This is a genomic window from Martelella endophytica, from assembly GCF_000960975.1.
GTDB classification, from domain to species: domain Bacteria; phylum Pseudomonadota; class Alphaproteobacteria; order Rhizobiales; family Rhizobiaceae; genus Martelella; species Martelella endophytica.
Genome location: NZ_CP010803.1, coordinates 3580370 through 3599480, shown reverse-complemented (window position 1 = coordinate 3599480; position 19111 = coordinate 3580370). Strand labels below are relative to the sequence as shown.

Here is a 19111-nt window from a genome sequence, read left to right as displayed (position 1 = left end):
AAACCGTCAGATTGCGCCGACCAACGACCCTTGAACCCCAAGAGCGGTCCTTATGAAAATCATTATCTGCGGCGCCGGCCAGGTTGGCTTCGGTATCGCCGAGCGCCTCTCCCAGGAATATAACGACGTCTCCGTCATCGACACGTCCGCTTCGTTGATCAGCGCCATCACCGAGCTTCTCGATGTGCGCGGCTATGTCGGCCATGGTGCGCATCCGGACGTGCTGGCGAAGGCCGGCGCCGATCAGGCCGACATGATCATCGCCGTGACGCTGCATGACGAGATCAACATGGTCGCCTGCCAGGTCGCGCATTCGCTGTTTAACGTGCCGACCAAGATCGCCCGCATCCGCTCGCAGAGCTACCTGCACTCGCACTATTCGGACCTGTTCTCGCGCGACCACATGCCGATCGACGTGACGATCTCGCCGGAAGTCGAGGTCGGCAAGATGGTGCTGCGCCGTATCGCTTTCCCGGGCGCGACCGATGTCGTCCGTTTCGCCGACGAGAAGATCGCCATGCTCGCCGTCGAGTGCAATGACGATTGCCCGGTGCTGAACACGCCGCTGATGCAGCTCAGTCAGCTCTTCCCGGATCTCAATGCCACGGTCACCGGCATCTACCGCGAAGACAAGGTGATCATCCCGCATTCGACCGACCAGGTGCTCTCCGGCGATCTCGTCTATGTGGTCTGCGAGCAGGAGCACATCCGCCGCACGCTGGCGCTGTTCGGTCATGAGGAGCAGGAGGCCCGCCGCATCGTGATTGCCGGCGGTGGCAATATCGGCTTCTTCGTCGCCAAGTCTATCGAGGAAATGCAGCCGCGCACCCGGCTGAAGATGATCGAGAATGACCGCGAAAAGGCCGTGGCGGTGTCCGATTCGCTGCGCAACGTGATCGTGCTGCAGGGCTCCGCGCTCGACCAGAACATCATGGTGCAGGCCGATGTGCCGGATGCCCACCTGATGGTGGCACTGACCAACAACGACCAGACCAACATCCTGGCCTCGGTCATTGCCAAGCAGCTCGGCTGCAAGGCCAATCTGGCGCTCCTCAACAACCCGTCCTTCCACGACGTCACCAAGTCGCTGGGCATCGACGCCTATATCAACCCGCGGGCCGTGACGATCTCCCGCGTCCTGCAGCATGTGCGCAAGGGCCGTATCCGCTCCGTCTACGCGGTGCAGAAGGGGCAGGCAGAGGTGATCGAGGCGGAGGCGCTGACGACATCGCCGCTGGTCGGCACGCCGTTCCGGGACCTCGACCTTCCCGAAGGCATTCGCATCGGCGCGGTCTATCGCGGCGAGGAGGTGCTGCGGCCGACCGGTGATCTGAAGATCAAGGCCCATGACCGGGTGATCCTCTTTGCCGCCGCCTCGGCTGTCCGTCACGTCGAACAGCTCTTCCGCGTGTCGATCCAGTATTTCTAGGGGAAGCCGCGCGCCTGTGGCCGTCTTTTTTTGATCGTTGCGGAAGGGCCGTCGATTTGCTACCACCTCTTATTGAATACGCGTTGCCGGTTCTCGGGGACGACGATTATGGGTGGGAACCGGCGACATGCCGGCAAGAGTAAGAAAGAAGCGGCGCTATGGCGGAACGTTCTCAGAATCTGCAGGATCTCTTCCTCAATACGGTTCGTAAGCAGAAGATTTCCCTGACGATTTTTCTGATCAATGGGGTAAAGCTCACCGGGGTTGTGACCTCATTCGACAATTTCTGCGTTCTGTTGCGCCGCGACGGACACTCCCAGCTGGTCTACAAGCATGCGATTTCGACGATCATGCCCGGCCAGCCGGTTCAGATGTTCGAAGGCGATGACAGCGCTTCGTAAGCGGTGATTTTCCATTTCCGACGATACATTCTTTCCTGAAAGCGAATACGAGAACCGCGATTCCTCACGGGCTCTCGTCGTTGTTCCGGTCATCAAGGCCGATCGCCGCAGTGACGGCGAGGGGCTTTCTTCGCGCGCGCCCGAAAGCCGCCAGCAGGAGGCAGAGGGCCTTGCGCGGGCCATCGGGCTCGAGGTCGTGGCTTCGGTGATTGTGCAGGTCAACGACCCGCGGCCGGCCACGCTCATCGGCACCGGCAAGATCAAGGAAATCGACGAGCTGCTCGATGAGAACAATATCGGGCTGGTGATCGTCGATCATCCATTGTCGCCGGTTCAGCAGCGCAATCTCGAAAAGGAGTGGGTCGCCAAGGTCATCGACCGGACCGGCCTCATTCTCGAGATTTTCGGCGAGCGCGCCTCCACCAAGGAAGGCCGCCTGCAGGTCGAGCTGGCGCATCTCAACTATCAGCGCGGTCGCCTTGTCCGAAGCTGGACCCACCTTGAGCGTCAGCGTGGTGGTGGTGGCTTCATGGGTGGCCCGGGCGAAACCCAGATCGAGGCGGACCGGCGGCTTCTGCGCGAGCGGATTACCAAGCTCGAGCGTGAGCTGGAGCAGGTGGTTCGCACGCGCCAGCTTCACCGTTCCAAACGCAAGAAGGTGCCGCATCCGATCGTGGCGCTTGTCGGCTATACCAATGCCGGGAAGTCGACCCTGTTCAATCGCATTACCGGGGCAGGGGTGCTGGCGGAGGACATGCTGTTTGCAACGCTTGATCCGACCTTGCGCCGGATGAAGCTGCCGCATGGCCGCACCGTCATCCTGTCCGACACCGTGGGTTTCATCTCCGACCTGCCGACGCACCTCGTCGCTGCCTTCCGGGCAACACTGGAAGAGGTGCTGGAGGCGGATCTGATCCTGCATGTCCGCGACATGGCCGATCCCGCCCGAGACGCGCAGTCCGGCGACGTGCTGCGCATTCTCGGCGAGCTCGGCATCGACGAGAAGGCACAGAACGAGCGGATCATCGAAGTCTGGAACAAGGTCGACCTGCTGGAGCCGGAGGACCACGACGCGCTGATGGCGCGGGCCGAGCCGAACGACGACGTGATGGCCGTGTCCGCCGTCACCGGCGAGGGCGTCGAAGCGCTAGTGGATCGGATTGCCGCCCGGCTCGCCGGTGTGTTGACCGAAACGACGATCACGCTCGCCCCCGAACAGTTGCATCTCCTGCCATGGCTCTACGAACACGCCTTGGTCGACGAACGCCGCGATCTGGAAGATGGCTCGGTGAGCCTCGACATCCGGCTTGCGGACACCGAGGCGCAGCGGCTGGATAGCATGCTGGCGGGCTAACCCGCCGGCTCTTCAGGGCAGGTCGCGTTCGGCAAAGACCGCCTTTGCAGCGAACAACCCGTTGAGGGCTGCCGGAAATCCGGCATAGACGGCCATCTGCATCATTGTCTCGACGATCTCGTCCTTGCTGACGCCCACGTTCAGTGCTGCTTCGATGTGAACCTTGAGCTGCGGCGCGGCGTTGCCCATGGCGGTGAGTGCGGCGACGGTCGCGATCTCGCGTTCGCGTAGCCCCAGCCCGGGCCGGGAATAGATATCGCCGAAGGAAAACTCGAAAATGTAGCGGGAGAAATCGGGTGCGATGTCTTCGAGCGCGTCGATAACGTTCTGCCCTGCCGCGCCGTCGATCGCCGCAAGCGCGCGTTTGCCGCGTTCGAGGCGGCTTTCATTCTGATCGTTCATTGCGTCTTTGATCCTCTTTTTCGTCACCGCCGGCATAGCCGGCAATTTTGGTGTCGAGGACATCCAGACAGGACTGCAGCTCGAGCACATGACGACGCACGGCGTCGCGATGCTGTTCGAGGAGTTGTTGACGCTGGGGCTCCGTGCCCTTGCCCTGCTGCCGCAAAGCGGCATAGCGCAGCATCTGCCGGATCGGCATCCCGGTGGTTTTCAGGCGGCCGAGAAATTCGATCCAGACCAGCATCGATGCGTCGTAGTCGCGATGACCGGATTGATCCCGGTCTGTATCGGGCAGCAAACCGATCCGTTCGTAATAGCGGATGGTATGGGCCGACAGCCCGGAGCGTTTCGCGAGTTCACCGATCTTCATCTTCGTCCTGCTTTCGTCACGACGCCTGAGAAGCTAGGTGTTTGAGCGCACTCTAAGTCAACAGAAAAAATGTCGGGTCGCGCAGCAAAAATGCCGGCCGATTATTCGCCGAGCTTGCGTTCGATTGCCTTGGCATCCTGCCAGAGCGCTTCCATGCGCTCCAGTGTAGCGGCTTCCAGCGTATCGCCTGAAGCCTTCAGGCTTTCCTCGATATGATTGAAGCGACGGCGGAATTTTGTATTGGTGCCGCGCAGCGCCTGCTCCGGATCGGTCCCGGTGTGACGGCCAAGATTGACGGCGGCGAAGATCAGATCGCCGAGCTCGTCGGCGATCTCGGCCTTGTTGCCGGTCTGCAGCGCTTCGCGCAGCTCGCCGATCTCTTCCTCGAACTTGTCGAGGATCGGTTCCGCTTCCGACCAGTCGAAGCCGACGCGTGCCGCGTGCTCCTGCAGCTTCAGCGCCTCCGTCAATGCCGGGAACGAGCGCTGCACGGAGCCGAGATGCCCGGCCTTGAAGTCCTCGGTGACGCCGGCCCTGGCCCGACGCTCGGCGCGATCCGCCTTCTCCTGACGCTTGATTGCATCCCATTGCAGTTTCACCGCTTCCGGCGTGTCGGCGTCGTTGCGCGCGAAAACGTGGGGATGGCGCCGGATCATTTTCGACGTGACGGCGTGGACGACGTCGTCGAAGGAAAACAGCCCTTCCTCCTCGGCCATGCGCGCATGGAAAACCACCTGCAGCAGGAGATCGCCCAGTTCGTCGCAAAGATCGTCAAAATCGCGCCGCTCGATCGCGTCGGCGACTTCATAGGCCTCCTCGATCGTATACGGCTTGATGCTCTCGAAATCCTGCTTCAGGTCCCAGGGGCAGCCCGTCTCGGGCGTGCGCAGGGCGGCCATGATTTCGATGAGGCGTGCGATATCGCGTGAGGGTTCCACGGGCGGGCGCTCCGGCATGCGTGTCAGATGTCATCCAAGCGGGATCTTGGTCTCGCCCTTATGCGACTGGTAGGTGTCCGACGCAAGCGCATAGCGATCCCGAATGGCATCGATGCGCTGGAGAAAATCGCTGCGCTCAGGCTCATCGGCGGCAACCGCCATGTCGATGATCGAGCGGGCGGTGAAGAAGGCGTTCTGTCGCCGGTAGCCGCCGGGCTCGAGCCCATAGAGTTCCTTCATGATCTTCAGGTCGTGCGGAATGGCGAAACTGTCGCGCGAATCCTCATGGCTGAAGAAATAGAAATAATTGTCGAATCCGGCCCAGGTGATCGCCGACATGCACATGGTGCAGGGTTCGTGCGTGGACAGGAACAGCAACTCCTTCGTCGGAGGGGCATCCGGCAGTTCGTAGAATTGCTTCAGCGTGTGCACCTCGCCGTGCCAGAGCGGGTTCGATGTCTCGTCATTGGTGCCTGCTATGACAAGCGACAAGTCGTCCTTGCGCAGGATTGCCGCGCCGAACACCTTGTTGCCACCGGAAACGCCCCTCAGCGTCAGTGGCAGGATATCGTTTTCGATGACGCCCAGCAGGCGGTGGGTCAGTTTGCTGTCGCTCATGTTGGTCCCCCGATATGTCCACCGACGTTAATGGTGGCCGGCCCGGTCTGCAAGCGCCGGTCAAATTTGCTGCGATGGCCGCACAATTGAGGAATGAAATGTTTCCGCGTCGCCGCGCGCGCATTTTCGTTTCTTCAAGGTGCTGTCAGACATCGGCATCATTGCGCCATTGAGAGAAGGACTGTTCCGAAATGGTCGCAAAAGAAGAATTGCTGTCGGCATTTCCGGCATTTTTCAAGGTCGAGGGCCGCAAGGTCGCGATTTTCGGCGGGGGCGCGGAAGCCTTTGCCAAGGCGCGGCTGATGGCGAAGACCAGTGCCGCCGTCATCGCCTATGCCGATGACTTCGAGGCCGATTACCGCTCGTTCCTGGAGGAGCGCGGTTTCGCCAGCGTAGAAGCGTCATTCGATGCCGCCCAGCTCGATGGTGCCGTCATGGCCTTTGCCGCAACCGGCGAGCACGAGCACGACCGTCGCATTGCCGCGTGCGCGCGGATGCTGAACGTGCCGGTCAACGCCGTCGATCAGAAGGATGACTGCGATTTCTATACGCCGGCACTTGTCGTCCGCCCCCCGGTCGCCGTGGCGATCGGCACGGAAGGGGCAGGGCCGGTGCTGGCGCAGATGATCCGAGCCCAGATTGACACCATCCTGCCGCGTTCCCTCGGGCCGCTCGCGCGGCTTGCCGAGCGCCTGCGCGACAAGGTCGATATGACGATCCCGCGCGGTAGCGCACGGCGCGCCTTCTGGTCTCGCTTCTTCAACGGCTCGGTCGCCAACGCCGTGGACAAGGGCCGACTGCTCGAAGCCGAGTGCCTGGCCGATGAGATCATCGCCGATGGTTCGGCGGTCTCCGGTCATGTCGCCCTCGTCGGCGCCGGGCCGGGTGCGGAGGACCTGCTCACCATCCGGGCCCACCGTCTGCTGATGGAAGCCGATGTGATTGCCTATGATGCGCTCGTGCCGCAGGCCGTCGTTGATATGGGCCGCCGCGATGCGGAACGTATCGCCGTCGGCAAGCGCAAGAACTGCCATTCGAAGTCTCAGAACGAAATCAATGATCTGCTGGTGACACTTGCCAAAGAAGGCAAGCGTGTCGTGCGGCTCAAATCCGGCGATCCGCTGATCTTCGGCCGTGCCGGCGAGGAGATGGCGGCACTGCGGGCTGCTGGCGTATCGTACGAGGTCGTGCCTGGCATCACCTCCGCCTCCGCAGCGGCGGCCGACTTCGGCCTGCCGATGACCCTGCGCGGCGTTGCCTCGACCCTGGTTTTTACGACCGGCCACGACCTTAATGGCGACACCTTGCCGGACTGGGCCGCGCTTGCGGTTCGCGGTGCCACCATTGCTGTCTATATGGGCCGTTCCGTTGCCGCCAAGCTCGGTGCCCGGTTGCAGGAAGCGGGTGTGCCCGCCGACACCACGATCGCCATTGTCGAGAACGCCAGCCGCAAGAACCGGCGCATGTTCCACGGCGTCCTTTCCGAACTGCCGCATCTTGAGGCGCGCGAAGACCTTACCGGCCCGGTGATGGTGATCATCGGCGACGCGGTCGCCGGCGCCAATCTCGAGCAGTCGAGCGCGCTCGCGCTTAACAGCAATGTCGAAACCAGAAAGATCACGGGAGCCGCAAATGTCCGCTAAGGTCCTGACCGCCAACCGTCTCACCGATGGCCTCGCCGTCTGGCTCGATGCCAATGGCCGCTGGGTCGAAGACCTGCAGCATGCGCTCGTGGCGCGCCACGATGCCGCGATTGCGAGCCTTGAGGATATCGGCAAGCGTGATTTTTCCGTGAACAAGGTCGTCGATGTCAACATCATCGACGTCGAGGAGCGGCCCGATGGCCGCATCTGGCCGGCGCGCCTGCGCGAACGGATCCGCGCGGAAGGCCCGACCATCCCCTATGCGGCTGGCTACCATGCCGCAAAACCGGAATTTGTGGAGGCGTAAATGTATCGCTACGATGAGTTCGACCGCGATTTTGTCAAAGAGCGCGTCGCCCAGTTCTCCGATCAGGTCGCACGGCGGCTATCCGGCGAAATCACCGAGGATGCCTTCAAGCCGCTTCGCCTGATGAACGGCGTCTATCTGCAGCTCCACGCCTACATGCTGCGCATCGCCGTGCCCTACGGCACGATGAACGCGCGGCAGATGCGCATGCTCGCCCATGTCGCCCGCAAGTATGACCGCGGCTATGGCCATTTCACCACGCGCCAGAACATTCAGTTCAACTGGCCGAAGCTGGAGGACATTCCGGCGATCCTGACGGATCTCGCAAGCGTCGAGATGCATGCGATCCAGACCTCGGGCAATTGCATTCGCAATGTCACGGCCGACCATTTTTCGGGCGCCGCTGCCGATGAAGTCGCAGACCCGCGCCCCTACGCCGAAATCCTGCGCCAGTGGTCGTCTATCCACCCGGAATTTTCGTTCCTGCCCCGCAAGTTCAAGATCGCCGTGACCGGCGCCGAACGCGACCGCGCCGCCATCCAGGTGCACGACATCGGCCTGCACCTGAAGCGCAACGAAGCGGGTGAACTCGGCTTTGCCGTCTATGTCGGCGGCGGACAGGGGCGCACGCCGATGATTGCCAAGAAGGTGCGGGACTTCCTGCCCGAGGAAGACCTGCTGACCTATGCGACGGCGATCCTGCGCGTCTACAATCTGAACGGACGTCGTGATAACAAGTACAAGGCCCGCATCAAGATCCTGGTGCACGAGACCGGCATCGAGGAACTGAAGGCGTCGATCGAGCATGAGTTCGAGGCGGTGAAGGATGGCGAGCTGAAGCTGCCGGAGGGTGACATCGAGGCAATCCGCGCCTATTTTGCGCCGCCGGAACTGCCGGCACGCGAGCGGGACCGGTTCGACACGGCCAATGCCGACTATATCGAATGGCTCACCCGCAACACCGTCGCCCACAAGCGCAACGACTATGCGATGGTGACGATCTCGCTGAAGCCGATTGGCGGCATACCGGGCGATGCGACGGATGCCCAGATGGAGGCGGTTGCCGATATTGCCGAGCGTTACGGCTTTGACGAAATCCGCGTTAGCCACGAGCAGAATCTGGTCCTGCCGCATGTCGCCCGTGCCGATCTGCCGGCCGTCTACGCCGCGCTGAAGGATGCCGGGCTCGAAACCGGCAATGCCGGGCTGATCACCGATATCATTGCCTGTCCCGGGCTCGACTATTGCGCGCTCGCCAATGCCCGCTCGATTCCGGTGGCGCAGGCGCTTTCCACCCGTTTCGGCGATCCGGCGCGGCAGGCGGAAATTGGCGAGCTGAAGATCAAGATCTCGGGCTGCATCAATGCCTGTGGTCACCACCATGTCGGCCATATCGGCCTTCTGGGTGTAGAGAAGAAGGGTGCCGAACTCTACCAGATCACCCTCGGCGGCTCGGCAGACGAGAATACCTCGATCGGTGAGATTGTCGGTCGCGGCTTCGAGCCGGAGAAGGTGACGGATGCGGTCGAGACGATCGTCGATACCTATCTTTCGCTTCGCTCGGGCAAGGGCGAGACATTCATCGAGGCCTATCGCCGCCTCGGCGCGCAACCGTTCAAGGATGCGCTTTACCCCGAAAAGGCCAAGGCCGCGTGAGGAACGAGACCATGACTGCGATCTGGAAGGAAACCGGTTTTGTCGAGGACGATCCCTGGGTGATCGAGAGCGAGGACCGCACGGCAAGTGAGGGCGAACGTCGGCTTGTCCCCTTCGCCGAAGTGATTGAGAGCGGTTTGCCGGGCAATGAAAGAGCCGGCGTCCTGCTCGGCCCGTTCGACGATCCGCTGAAACTCGAGCCGCTGCTTGATCGTATAGAGATCATAGCGCTGACGTTTCCGGCTTTCAGCGATGGGCGGGCCTTCTCGCAGGCGACGCTTTTGCGCGAGAGGCTGGGCTATACCGGCGAGCTCCGGGCTGTCGGCGACGTGCTGATCGATCCGCTGGTGCTGATGCTTCGAACCGGTTTCGACAGTTTTGCGGTGACGAACCCGACCGCGATCCGCAGACTGCAGGAAAAGCGGCTGCCGACGGTGAACCATCACTATCAGCCAGCTGCCCGCGCGGCAAATGCGCCCGGCGGCTATAGCTGGCGCCGCGTCGCGAAAATATGATAGTGAGAGCCCAGTTTTGAGGCCACACGCCTTTGCATTTCGCCTCGCGCGGTAGTATCTCCGGCGTTAAAGCACGCGAATGCGCATATGGACTGAAGACGCTGGCCCGGCCGGCGCGACAATGACAGGACGAGACGCCACATGAATGTGCAAGCCACGACCGCCGAATTTGCTGCCACCCTTCCCGCCGGTGTCTACGGCGAGACGGTTCTGAGCGTGAAACACTATACCGACCGGTTGTTCCGCTTCACCATGACGCGGCCGGACGGCTTCCGCTTCCGCTCCGGCGAGTTCGCGATGATCGGTCTGATGGTCGACGGCAAGCCGATCTACCGCGCCTATTCGATCGCCAGCCCGTCCTGGGCCGAGGAACTCGAATTCTTCTCGATCAAGGTGCCGGGCGGTCCGCTGACCCAGCATCTCCAGAAGATCGAGCCGGGTGATACGGTGCTGATGCGCAAGAAGCCGACGGGCACGCTGGTGCTCGACGCGCTGACGCCGGCCAAGCGCCTCTACATGTTCTCGACCGGAACCGGTATTGCGCCCTTCGCAAGCCTGATCCGCGAGCCGGAGACCTATGAGAAATTCGATGAGGTCATCCTGACCCATACCTGCCGCGACATTGCCGAGCTGCAGTATGGTTTCGACCTCGTCTCCGAAATCCGCAACGACGAGCTCCTCAGTGAAGTCGTCGGCGACAAGCTGACGCATTATGCGACTGTCACGCGCGAATCCTTTGAGCGCCAGGGCCGCATCACCGATCTCATAGCCAGCGGCAAGCTCTTCTCCGATCTCGGCGTTCCGCCGCTCAATCCGGAAACCGACCGTGGCATGATATGCGGCTCAACGGAGATGCTGAAGGATACCAAGGCGCTGCTCGAAGCAGCCGGCCTTGATGAAGGGGCAAACAACAAGCCGTCCGAATTCGTCATCGAACGCGCCTTCGTGGGCTAAGCATATCGGGGCAGGCTCAAGACCTGCCCCCTGAATGTCCGTTGCGGGCGCTATCTATCCTCAGGCATCCGCAAGCTGCTGCAATGCATTCTGCATCACTTCCACCGGCTGGGCGCCGCTCAACGCATACTGGCTGTTGAACACGAAGAAGGGCACGCCGGTGACGCCGATGTCCTGGGCGTGGGCGATCTCGGTCTTCACGGTCTCGCGGTCCGCATCGGTGGCGAGCAGTCGTGCGACCATGTCGCGGTCCATGCCGGCTTCCGCGGCAATATCCGCAAGAACGCCATGGTCGCCGATATTGCGGCCTTCCTCGAAATTCGCACGATAAAGCCTGTCGATGACCTTGTTCTGCATGGCGATGCTCTCCGTGTGCGCCCAGAGCAGCAGGCGATGCGCATCGAGCGTGTTCGGCCGGATTGCGATCTTCGCAAAATCGAACTTGATGCCGAGCTCCTCGCCAAGCGCCGTGATCTGCGCATGAATTTCATCGCGACGGATGGGGCTGCCCATCTTCTCGGCGAGCATGGCATGGTTGTCCACGCCTTCGGGCGGAACGGTCGGATCGAGCTCGAAGGGGCGCCATTGCACCACCACCTCGACATCGCCGCTTAGGCTTTGAATGGCGCGGTCGAGCCGCGCCTTGCCGAGGTAGCACCACGGGCAGACGACATCGACGATGGCGTCGACGGTAACGGTTTTCATGCCGTTTCTCCTCAGGCAGTTCCGGCGTTTGCCGGTATCATAAAAGGGGCGAGCCGGACGGGGCCGGCTCCCGCTACTGAATGCTCTCGTCCCACCAGGTCGGGAACTGGTAGCCGTAGACCGGCGTCTTCTCCGGATGGGCGATATGCTGCCAGCGGGCAACCCATTGACCGTCGCGGTGATAGAGCGGCAGCACGTAATGGCCGTTGACCAGAAGCCGGTCAAGGGCCCGCACGGAATCAGTAAAATCCTCGGTCGAGCGGGCGGCCAGCATGTCGGCAATCATCCGGTCGATATCCGGATTGGCAATGCCGGCGAAGTTGAACGTGCCTTCGACATCGCGCGAGCGCGAATCCCAGCGCCAGACCTGCTCGGCGCCCGGCGACAGCGACGACTGATACCAGAAGCCGGGAGTGGCGAGGATGATCATGTCGTAGTCGAAGGTGTTGAGGCGCTTCTGATACTGCGCGTCATCGACGGTGCGGACTGCGAGATCGACACCGATGAGCTTCAGCGAATGCTGATAGGCAAGCGCGAGTTTTTCCTGGGCCGAAGATGTCGTCATCACCTCGAAGGCGAGGGGGCTTCCATCCGGCCCGGTCATCTTGCCGTTGGCAATCTTGTAGCCGGCCTCGCCAAGCAATTTCACGGCCGCGCCCAGCACCTTGCGGTCGGCTCCCGAGCCATCGGTCACCGGCATGGCATAATCACCGGCGAGGATCGCGGGGTCGAGCGCGTTTGCAGCCTCACCGAGGAGGGCCTTCTCGCTGTCGGTCGCCGGGTTGCCATAGGCGCCGAGCTGCGAATTCTGCCAATAGCTTTCGGTGCGCTGGTAGACACCGTCGAACAGCGTCCGGTTCACCCATTCGAAGTCGAAGACATCCGAGAGCGCCTCGCGAACCCTGGGGTCGGAGAACATCGGGCGGCGGGTGTTGAAGACAAAGCCCTGCATGCCGGTGGGGATGGCCGGCTTGAACTCGTCCTTGACCACGCTGCCGTTGCTTGCGGCCGGAAAGTCATAGGCGCGTGACCAGTGTCCCGGATCGTCATCGATATAGACATCGACCGCGCCCTTCTTGAAGGCCTCGAACAGCGTCGAGTTCTGCAGATAGTATTCAACCGTGATCTTGTCGTAATTGGCGAAGCCGACCATCGAGGGCAGGTCCTTGCCCCAGTAATTCGGATCGCGCTTGTATACGATGCTCTGGCCGGGCTCGACGTTGTCGATCAGATAGGGACCGGAGCCGACGGGCACGGCCATCGTGTCGGTGTCGAACGTGTCCTTGTTGATCGCATGTTCGGGGAACACCGGCATCAGCGCGAAGATCAGCGGGGTCTCGCGGTCGGCATTCTCGTTGAAGGTGAAGCGGACGCTGTGCTCGCCGACCTTTTCCATCTTCTCCACCTGCCTGAGACGACGGTTATAGGGCGGACGGCCCTTTTCATCGAGCAGGTTGAAGGTGAAGATGACATCTTCCGGCGTCACCGGCTCGCCATCCGACCACTTCGCATCCGGATTGAGATTGAACTGGATGAAGCTGCGTTCGTCATCCCATTCGACTGTTTCGGCCAGCAAGCCGTAAAGCGTGAACGGCTCGTCGCGTGAACGCTGCATCAGCGGCTCGTAGACCAGGTGACCGATCTCCTCTTCCCAGGTGCCGCGCGCCGAGGAGCGCATGCCTTTCAGCACGAAGGGATTGAGCGCATCGAATGAACCGACCACCCCATAGGTAATCTCGCCGCCCTTCTTGACATCCGGATTGACGTAGCTGAAATGCGAGTAGTCCGGCGGCAGCGCTGGGTCGCCGTGCATGGCGATGCCGTAGAGCGGTTCGGCGCTGGCAGCACCTGCAAGTGCGGCAGCGGCGAAGAGAGTGAGGAGAAAGCGCATCGATTCGTCCTGCGTTCGAAAACGGATGCGGAACCGTATCATGAGCTCCAGCAAAGCGGAAATAGCCCCCGATCAGTGGTCGAGATCGCTTTTTGCACGCTGAAGGGGTGGATTGACGAACAATCTGGCGGTATCAGGGAAAACCGACGGCCTGGGGCCACAAGATGACGCGGCTTGCCGCAATTCGGTAACATTGGGAAGGCAGGGTCGCGCGCAATCGACCCCATGCAGAGAAAGACCAGGAGAGATTTTTTATGGTTTCACGAGCCAGTACACTGAAGCATGTCGCGGCTTGCGTTTTCGCCATCGCCGGGCTCACGGCAGCGGGCGCTTCCGCGCAGGAGCAGCAGCAGCCGGCGCCGCAGCAGCAGAATGGTGGCATTCCGCAGCAGGGCTGGTTCAAGACCTGCAATGATAACGGCAGCAACAAGGTCTGCATCGTGCAGAACTATGCCCGCGCCGAAAACGGCCAGATCCTGACGGCCGTTGGCCTTATCCGCCCCGAAGGCGGTTCCGGCCAGGCCATGATCCAGGTCACTGTCCCGACCTTCCGCCTGATTCCCGCCGGGGTTGGCGTGCAGATCGACACCTCCGCGCCGCAGAAGCTCGACTACGCGGTTTGCACCAACGAGCAGTGCATCGCCCAGGCGCCGCTGACCGACGCCATGATCAATGCCATGAAGCGCGGCGGCAAGGTCACCTTCACCTCCGTCAACCTGCGCCAGCAGCCTAACCCGGTAGAGCTGACGCTTTCCGGCTTCACGGCCGCCTTTGACGGCGATCCGATCAGCCAGCCCGACCTGGTTGAAAGCCAGCGCAACCTGGATGAATCGATCAAGAAGATGGCCGACGACCGCCGCAAGAAGATCGAGGAAGCCCAGCAGAACGCCGCAGCCGGCGCCGCTGCCCCGGCCTCCGGCAACTGATCAGGCACTGTTTGCGAACACGAAAAACCCGGCTGCCGCGGCAGCCGGGTTTTTTGTTTGCCCAAGGCCCTCGTGCGGTCCGTCTGTCAGTGGCAGACGGAATAACGCGGCGAGAGATGGCCGTTTTCGCTCAATGTGAAAATCTCGCCCACCTGCGGGTTGCGCAGCGGCTCGCCGCTGGTATCGACCACAAGGTTCGCTTCCGAGACATAGGCCACATAGCCCTTCTCGTCGTTTTCGGCGACGAGGTGATAGAACGGCTGGTTCTTGTCCGGACGGATCTCCGGCGGGAGCGACTGATACCACTCCTCGGTACGGGCATATTCGGCGTCGACATCGAAGACCACGCCACGGAAGGGCAGGGTGCGGTGGCGAACGACGTCGCCGAGATTGAATTTCGCGTCACGTATCTTCATGAGCATTTCCTTTCACAAGTCTATATGGAAATGCCGGTCGGCTGGCTCAAGGGGTAGCGCGAACATTGAGGATCGTCAGGTCCTGTCGCCCGTAAAAAAACCGGCCGCACAGAGCGGCCGGTTCGTATCGGATCAGATCCGGTATGATCGGTGATCAGACCGAGTAGTACATGTCGAATTCGACCGGATGCGGGGTCATTTCGAAACGCATCACTTCTTCCATCTTCAGTTCGATGTAAGCATCGATCTGGTCGTCGTCGAACACGCCGCCGGCGGTCAGGAACTCGCGGTCCTTGTCGAGCGTTTCCAGAGCTTCGCGCAGCGAGCCGCAAACGGTCGGGATTTCCTTGAGCTCTTCCTTCGGCAGGTCGTACAGGTCCTTGTCCATGGCTTCGCCCGGATGGAGCTTGTTCTTGATGCCGTCGAGGCCAGCCATCATCAGAGCGGCAAAGGCGAGGTAGGGGTTCGCGCCCGGATCGGGGAAGCGGACTTCAACGCGCTTGGCCTTCGGCGAGGAGCCGAACGGAATACGGCACGAGGCCGAACGGTTGCGGGCCGAGTAGGCCAGCAGAACCGGTGCTTCGTAGCCCGGGACCAGACGCTTGTAGGAGTTGGTCAGCGGGTTGGTGAAGGCGTTGATGGCCTTGGCGTGCTTGATGATGCCGCCGATATAGAACAGGCAGGTTTCCGACAGGCCGGCATATTCATCACCAGCGAAGGTCGGCTTGCCGTCCTTCCAGATCGACTGGTGAACGTGCATGCCCGAGCCGTTGTCGCCGAAGACCGGCTTCGGCATGAAGGTTGCCGTCTTGCCGTAAGCATTGGCAACCTGGTGGACGCCGTACTTGTAGATCTGGGTCTTGTCGGCCATGCGGGTCAGCGTGTCGAACACCATGCAGAGTTCGTGCTGGGCGGAGGCAACTTCGTGGTGATGCTTTTCAACGGTGATGCCCATTTCGGCGAGAACCGTGAGCATTTCCGAACGCATGTCCTGAACGCTGTCGACCGGCGGGACCGGGAAGTAGCCGCCCTTGGTACGCGGGCGGTGGCCCATGTTGCCGACTTCGTACTCGGTGTCCTGGTTCGACGGCAGTTCGCTGCTGTCGAGCTTGAAACCGGTGTTGTAGGGATCGGCAGCGAAACGAACGTCATCAAAGACGAAGAATTCGGGCTCGGGGCCGAAATAGGTGGTGTCGCCGATGCCGGTGGACTTCAGGTAGGCTTCGGCCTTCTTGGCCGTGCCGCGCGGGTCGCGGTTGTAGGCTTCGCCGGTGAGCGGCTCAAGGATGTCGCAGAAGACAGCCATGGTGGACTGCGCGAAGAACGGGTCCATGTGGGCCGTCTCGGCGTCGGGCATCAGCACCATGTCGGACTCGTTGATCGCCTTCCAGCCGGCGATGGACGAACCGTCGAACATGATGCCATCAGCAAACATGTCCTCATCGACAGCCGATACGTCCATCGTCACGTGCTGCAGCTTGCCCTTCGGATCGGTAAAGCGCAGGTCGACGAACTTGACGTCGTTGTCCTTGATTTGTTTCATGATTTCAGCAGCTGTCGTCATTTAACGTTTTCCTTGCATAAGAAGATGACGATAGAAATTCCCCGTCTTTCGGGCGAAAGAGGGGCGATGGATCAGATGGCGTCTACACCGGTCTCACCGGTACGGATGCGGACGACGCCTTCGACGTTGGAAACGAAGATCTTTCCGTCGCCGATGCGTCCGGTCTGGGCGGCGTTGCGGATGGCCTCGATAACAGCGTCCACGTTCTCGTCCGCCAGCACGACCTCGACTTTGACTTTGGGAAGAAAGTCGACGACATATTCGGCGCCACGGTAAAGTTCCGTGTGACCCTTCTGGCGCCCGAAGCCTTTTGCTTCCGTGACAGTGATTCCCTGCAAGCCGACTTCCTGAAGGGCTTCCTTCACTTCGTCAAGCTTGAAAGGTTTGATGATCGCTTCGATCTTTTTCATAAGGAAATTGCTCTCCGCTTCTCCCGTTGAAGCAGGTATGAACCCGCTCGGAACATCAGATGCACATTGCATGCCAACTTGCGTTTTTGCCGGCCAAATCAACCGAAATAAAACCGCATTTCAGCAAATGCCCGCTGCATCGCCTTTTCGCATCGGATCAGGTTCGCGAAAAGGCGCATCGGCGTCAAGAGAAAGGCGTTCGTGGCCGTCGGAGGGCATGTTCGCATGGTTTTTAGGCATGGGGGTGTGCTGCCATTATAGGCAATTGACCATAAATTAGACGGCAATTGGCGAATGCTTGCCTTATTGCGGGATTTTTCGTTTATTCGCCGTATTCAAGGAGCCACCGATGATTTTGCTGACACCGGACGAAATGGGCGCGGCCGACCGGCTGGCCGCCGAAAGCGGAATCGATAGCTACGGGCTGATGGTGAAGGCGGGCTACGCGGTCGCCGCTTCGGCGCTGAAGCACTTCGCAACCGTCCGGCGCGCGATCGTGTTGGCCGGGCCAGGTAATAATGGCGGCGACGGCTATGTTGTCGCACGGGCCCTCGCAGAATCCGGTATGGACGTTGCCATCCATGCGCTCGGTGATCCTGACAAGCTGAAGGGCGATGCGCGCACCGCCCGTTTTGAATGCCCCATCGAGCCGCAATCGCTTGAGGCCTATTTGCCGCAAGCCGGAGACCTGGTGATCGATGCGCTGTTCGGGGCAGGGTTGGCGCGGCCGCTTTCCGGGGCTGTCACCGCGCTGATCGAGGCTATCGGCCGGAAGGGCGTGCCGGTGCTTGCCGTCGACCTGCCTTCGGGACTTTCGGGCGCAACCGGCGCGCCGCTGGGCGCAGCCTTCCACGCAACCCGCACCGTCACCTTCATGGCGCCGAAGCCGGGGCATTATCTCTTGCCCGGCCGCGACCTTTGCGGCGTGCTGGAGGTCGCCGATATCGGCATTCCGATGCGGATCGTCAGGGCCGCTCAGGGCGGCAAGCTTTCGGTCAACAGCCCGGCACTCTGGCGCGCGGCGCTGCCGCATTCGGCCGCCGGCGCGCACAAGTTCAGTCGTGGGCACCTCGGCGTTTTCAGTGGCCCTGCCGGCAAGACCGGCGCGGCAAGACTTTCGGCGATGGCGGGAATCAGGTGCGGCGCCGGGCTGGTCACGCTGGCCGTTCCGGCTTCGGCGGAGGCCGAGGTCGCTGCCCACCAGACCGCCATCATGCAGCGCAGGCTCGACGAGGCCGACGATCTTCGGGACTGGCTCGCCGACCGGCGCCTCTCGGCTTTCGTGATCGGGCCCGGTTTCGGCGCCGATGCACGGGCACGCGAATTTGTCCAGGCGCTCGCCGAACGGCCGACTGTGATCGATGCCGATGGCATCAGTGCTTTTGCGGAGGCGCCGGACGAATTGTTCGTGACACTCGGCCGTTTCGCGCCGCATTGCGTTTTGACGCCGCACCAGGGCGAGTTTTCCCGGCTGTTTCCGGATATCGCCGCCGATGACGACTGCGGCAAGGTGGAGAAGGCGCGCGCAGCGAGCGCTCGCGCCCATGCCGTCGTGCTCTACAAGGGCGCCGACACGGTGATTGCCGCGCCGGATGGCCGGGCGGCAATCAATGCCAATGCCCCGCCCTGGCTCGCGACCGCCGGCTCCGGCGATGTGCTCGCCGGCATCATCGGCGGCCTCCTGGCCCAGGGCATGGAGGCCTTCGAAGCGGCCTGCGCCGGCGCCTTCCTGCATGGGGAAGCCGGGAGCCGGGCGGGCGAGGGGCTGACGGCAGAGGACCTGCCGGGCCATTTGCCGCCGCTCAGCGCGTTCAGCTGACCCGTTCCTGCAGCGCCATGGCGCCTGCGGGCGCCCGAACCTTGCCGTTGGTGATGAAAAAGGCATAGACATCGCGCGGCGCCGCCTTCGGCCTGGCGTCATCGAGAAGCGGCAGGTCGCCGGGCGCCTCGCCACTCGCCCACTGCTTCAACCGACCAGCCCATTCATCAAGCCCTTTGTCCGGATAGCAATGTGGATTGTCGTCTGCTCCCTTCTGCAGGCGGGTATAGACGAAATCGCCGGTGACATCGGCAATCATCGGATATTCCGGATGTTCGGCGCAGACGATGGTGGCGCCGTATTTGCGCACAAGAGCGACGAATTCCGGCACCACGAAGGAAGGGTGCCGGACCTCGATGGCATGCTTCAGGGCAATCCCGTCACGTTCGGCCGGGAGCAGCTTCAGGAAATCCTCGAAGTCGTCGGCCTCGAACTTTTTCGTCGGCATGAACTGCCAGAGAATCGGGCCGAGCCGGTCGCCAAGCTCGGTGATGCCCTGGCCCAGGAACTTCTCGATCGACCCCTCGGCTTCCGAAAGATTCTTGCGGTTGGTGCAGAAACGACTGGCTTTCAGCGAGAAGATGAAGCCATCCGGCACGCTCGCGGCCCATTTGGCAAAGGTTGCGGGTTTCTGCGAGGAGTAATAGGTGCCGTTCACCTCGATCACGGCCAACTTTTCAGAGGCATAGTCGAGCTGGCGGGTCTTGGGCAGCTTATCCGGATAGAAGGACTCGTTCCACGGATCGAAGGTCCAGCCACCGATACCGACCCTGATTTTACCTGCCTTGGACAT

20 protein-coding genes are annotated in these 19111 nt (G+C 61.7%); 10 read left to right on the top strand and 10 right to left on the bottom strand.

What is annotated here, in order from left to right; all coding sequences use genetic code 11:
• The first annotated feature begins 52 nt into the window (after positions 1-52).
• The 3 genes from trkA (at position 53) to hflX (ending at position 3184) form a co-directional block, all read left to right on the top strand.
• The gene (gene trkA, locus TM49_RS16515; protein ID WP_045682888.1) at positions 53-1429 is read left to right on the top strand and encodes a Trk system potassium transporter TrkA; all 1377 of its coding nucleotides are present in this window, start codon (positions 53-55) and stop codon (positions 1427-1429) included.
• Positions 1430-1587: 158 nt separating this feature from the next.
• Positions 1588-1830: an RNA chaperone Hfq gene (gene hfq / locus TM49_RS16510; protein WP_045682886.1), complete on the top strand. Its 243-nt coding sequence runs from the start codon at positions 1588-1590 to the stop codon at positions 1828-1830.
• A 13-nt stretch (positions 1831-1843) separates the two neighbouring features.
• On the top strand, positions 1844-3184 hold the full coding sequence (hflX, locus tag TM49_RS16505; protein ID WP_045682885.1) for a GTPase HflX: 1341 nt from the start codon (positions 1844-1846) through the stop codon (positions 3182-3184).
• A 12-nt stretch (positions 3185-3196) separates the two neighbouring features.
• Here the strand turns inward: hflX and TM49_RS16500 are convergent, their stop codons facing one another.
• The 4 genes from TM49_RS16500 to TM49_RS16485 form a co-directional block, all read right to left on the bottom strand.
• Positions 3197-3586: a carboxymuconolactone decarboxylase family protein gene (locus tag TM49_RS16500; protein ID WP_045682884.1), complete on the bottom strand. Its 390-nt coding sequence runs from the start codon at positions 3584-3586 to the stop codon at positions 3197-3199.
• Positions 3570-3956 (bottom strand): MerR family transcriptional regulator, encoded by a 387-nt coding sequence (locus tag TM49_RS16495; RefSeq protein WP_045682883.1) that lies wholly within the window; start codon positions 3954-3956, stop codon positions 3570-3572. The genes TM49_RS16500 and TM49_RS16495 overlap by 17 nt, the downstream gene beginning before the upstream one ends.
• 101 nt (positions 3957-4057) lie before the next feature.
• Positions 4058-4894, bottom strand: coding sequence for a nucleoside triphosphate pyrophosphohydrolase (mazG, locus tag TM49_RS16490; protein WP_045685368.1), 837 nt, complete (start codon positions 4892-4894; stop codon positions 4058-4060).
• 30 nt (positions 4895-4924) lie between these two features.
• On the bottom strand, positions 4925-5512 hold the full coding sequence (locus tag TM49_RS16485; RefSeq protein ID WP_045682882.1) for a nucleoside deaminase: 588 nt from the start codon (positions 5510-5512) through the stop codon (positions 4925-4927).
• A gap of 191 nt (positions 5513-5703) precedes the next feature.
• On the opposite strand from TM49_RS16485, the gene cysG reads away from it, so the two are divergent.
• From cysG to TM49_RS16460, 5 genes are all read left to right on the top strand, one after another.
• Entirely contained in the window at positions 5704-7155 is a 1452-nt protein-coding gene (gene cysG, locus TM49_RS16480) for a siroheme synthase CysG (RefSeq protein ID WP_045682881.1), read from the top strand.
• Entirely contained in the window at positions 7145-7462 is a 318-nt protein-coding gene (locus TM49_RS16475) for a DUF2849 domain-containing protein (protein ID WP_045682880.1), read from the top strand. The genes cysG and TM49_RS16475 overlap by 11 nt, the downstream gene beginning before the upstream one ends.
• The gene (locus TM49_RS16470; RefSeq protein WP_045682879.1) at positions 7463-9118 is read left to right on the top strand and encodes a nitrite/sulfite reductase; all 1656 of its coding nucleotides are present in this window, start codon (positions 7463-7465) and stop codon (positions 9116-9118) included.
• A gap of 11 nt (positions 9119-9129) precedes the next feature.
• Complete coding sequence (locus TM49_RS16465) at positions 9130-9633, top strand: DUF934 domain-containing protein (protein WP_045685366.1); 504 nt, start codon at positions 9130-9132, stop codon at positions 9631-9633.
• A gap of 141 nt (positions 9634-9774) precedes the next feature.
• The gene (locus TM49_RS16460) at positions 9775-10587 is read left to right on the top strand and encodes a ferredoxin--NADP reductase (RefSeq protein ID WP_045682878.1); all 813 of its coding nucleotides are present in this window, start codon (positions 9775-9777) and stop codon (positions 10585-10587) included.
• 60 nt (positions 10588-10647) lie between these two features.
• Here TM49_RS16460 and TM49_RS16455 read toward each other — a convergent pair whose 3' ends face one another.
• A complete protein-coding gene (locus tag TM49_RS16455; RefSeq protein WP_045682877.1) occupies positions 10648-11292 on the bottom strand; it encodes a DsbA family oxidoreductase in 645 nt (214 codons plus the stop codon).
• 73 nt (positions 11293-11365) lie between these two features.
• Positions 11366-13183 carry an extracellular solute-binding protein gene (locus TM49_RS16450; RefSeq protein WP_045685365.1) on the bottom strand — a complete coding sequence of 606 codons (1818 nt, stop codon included), beginning with the start codon at positions 13181-13183 and terminating at the stop codon, positions 11366-11368.
• A gap of 254 nt (positions 13184-13437) precedes the next feature.
• Between TM49_RS16450 and TM49_RS16445 the strand changes: the two genes are divergently transcribed.
• A complete protein-coding gene (locus tag TM49_RS16445) occupies positions 13438-14109 on the top strand; it encodes an invasion associated locus B family protein (protein ID WP_045682876.1) in 672 nt (223 codons plus the stop codon).
• A gap of 86 nt (positions 14110-14195) precedes the next feature.
• Here TM49_RS16445 and hspQ read toward each other — a convergent pair whose 3' ends face one another.
• The 3 genes from hspQ to TM49_RS16430 form a co-directional block, all read right to left on the bottom strand.
• Positions 14196-14525, bottom strand: coding sequence for a heat shock protein HspQ (gene hspQ / locus TM49_RS16440; protein ID WP_045685363.1), 330 nt, complete (start codon positions 14523-14525; stop codon positions 14196-14198).
• A gap of 154 nt (positions 14526-14679) precedes the next feature.
• Complete coding sequence (glnA, locus tag TM49_RS16435; RefSeq protein ID WP_045682875.1) at positions 14680-16089, bottom strand: type I glutamate--ammonia ligase; 1410 nt, start codon at positions 16087-16089, stop codon at positions 14680-14682.
• Between the two features lie 71 nt (positions 16090-16160).
• Positions 16161-16499 carry a P-II family nitrogen regulator gene (locus TM49_RS16430; RefSeq protein WP_045682874.1) on the bottom strand — a complete coding sequence of 113 codons (339 nt, stop codon included), beginning with the start codon at positions 16497-16499 and terminating at the stop codon, positions 16161-16163.
• A gap of 349 nt (positions 16500-16848) precedes the next feature.
• Between TM49_RS16430 and TM49_RS16425 the strand changes: the two genes are divergently transcribed.
• Entirely contained in the window at positions 16849-18318 is a 1470-nt protein-coding gene (locus TM49_RS16425; RefSeq protein ID WP_045682873.1) for a bifunctional ADP-dependent NAD(P)H-hydrate dehydratase/NAD(P)H-hydrate epimerase, read from the top strand.
• Here the strand turns inward: TM49_RS16425 and TM49_RS16420 are convergent.
• Positions 18311-19111 (bottom strand): DUF72 domain-containing protein, encoded by an 801-nt coding sequence (locus TM49_RS16420; protein WP_045682872.1) that lies wholly within the window; start codon positions 19109-19111, stop codon positions 18311-18313. The two genes, TM49_RS16425 and TM49_RS16420, sit on opposite strands and share 8 nt — an antisense overlap.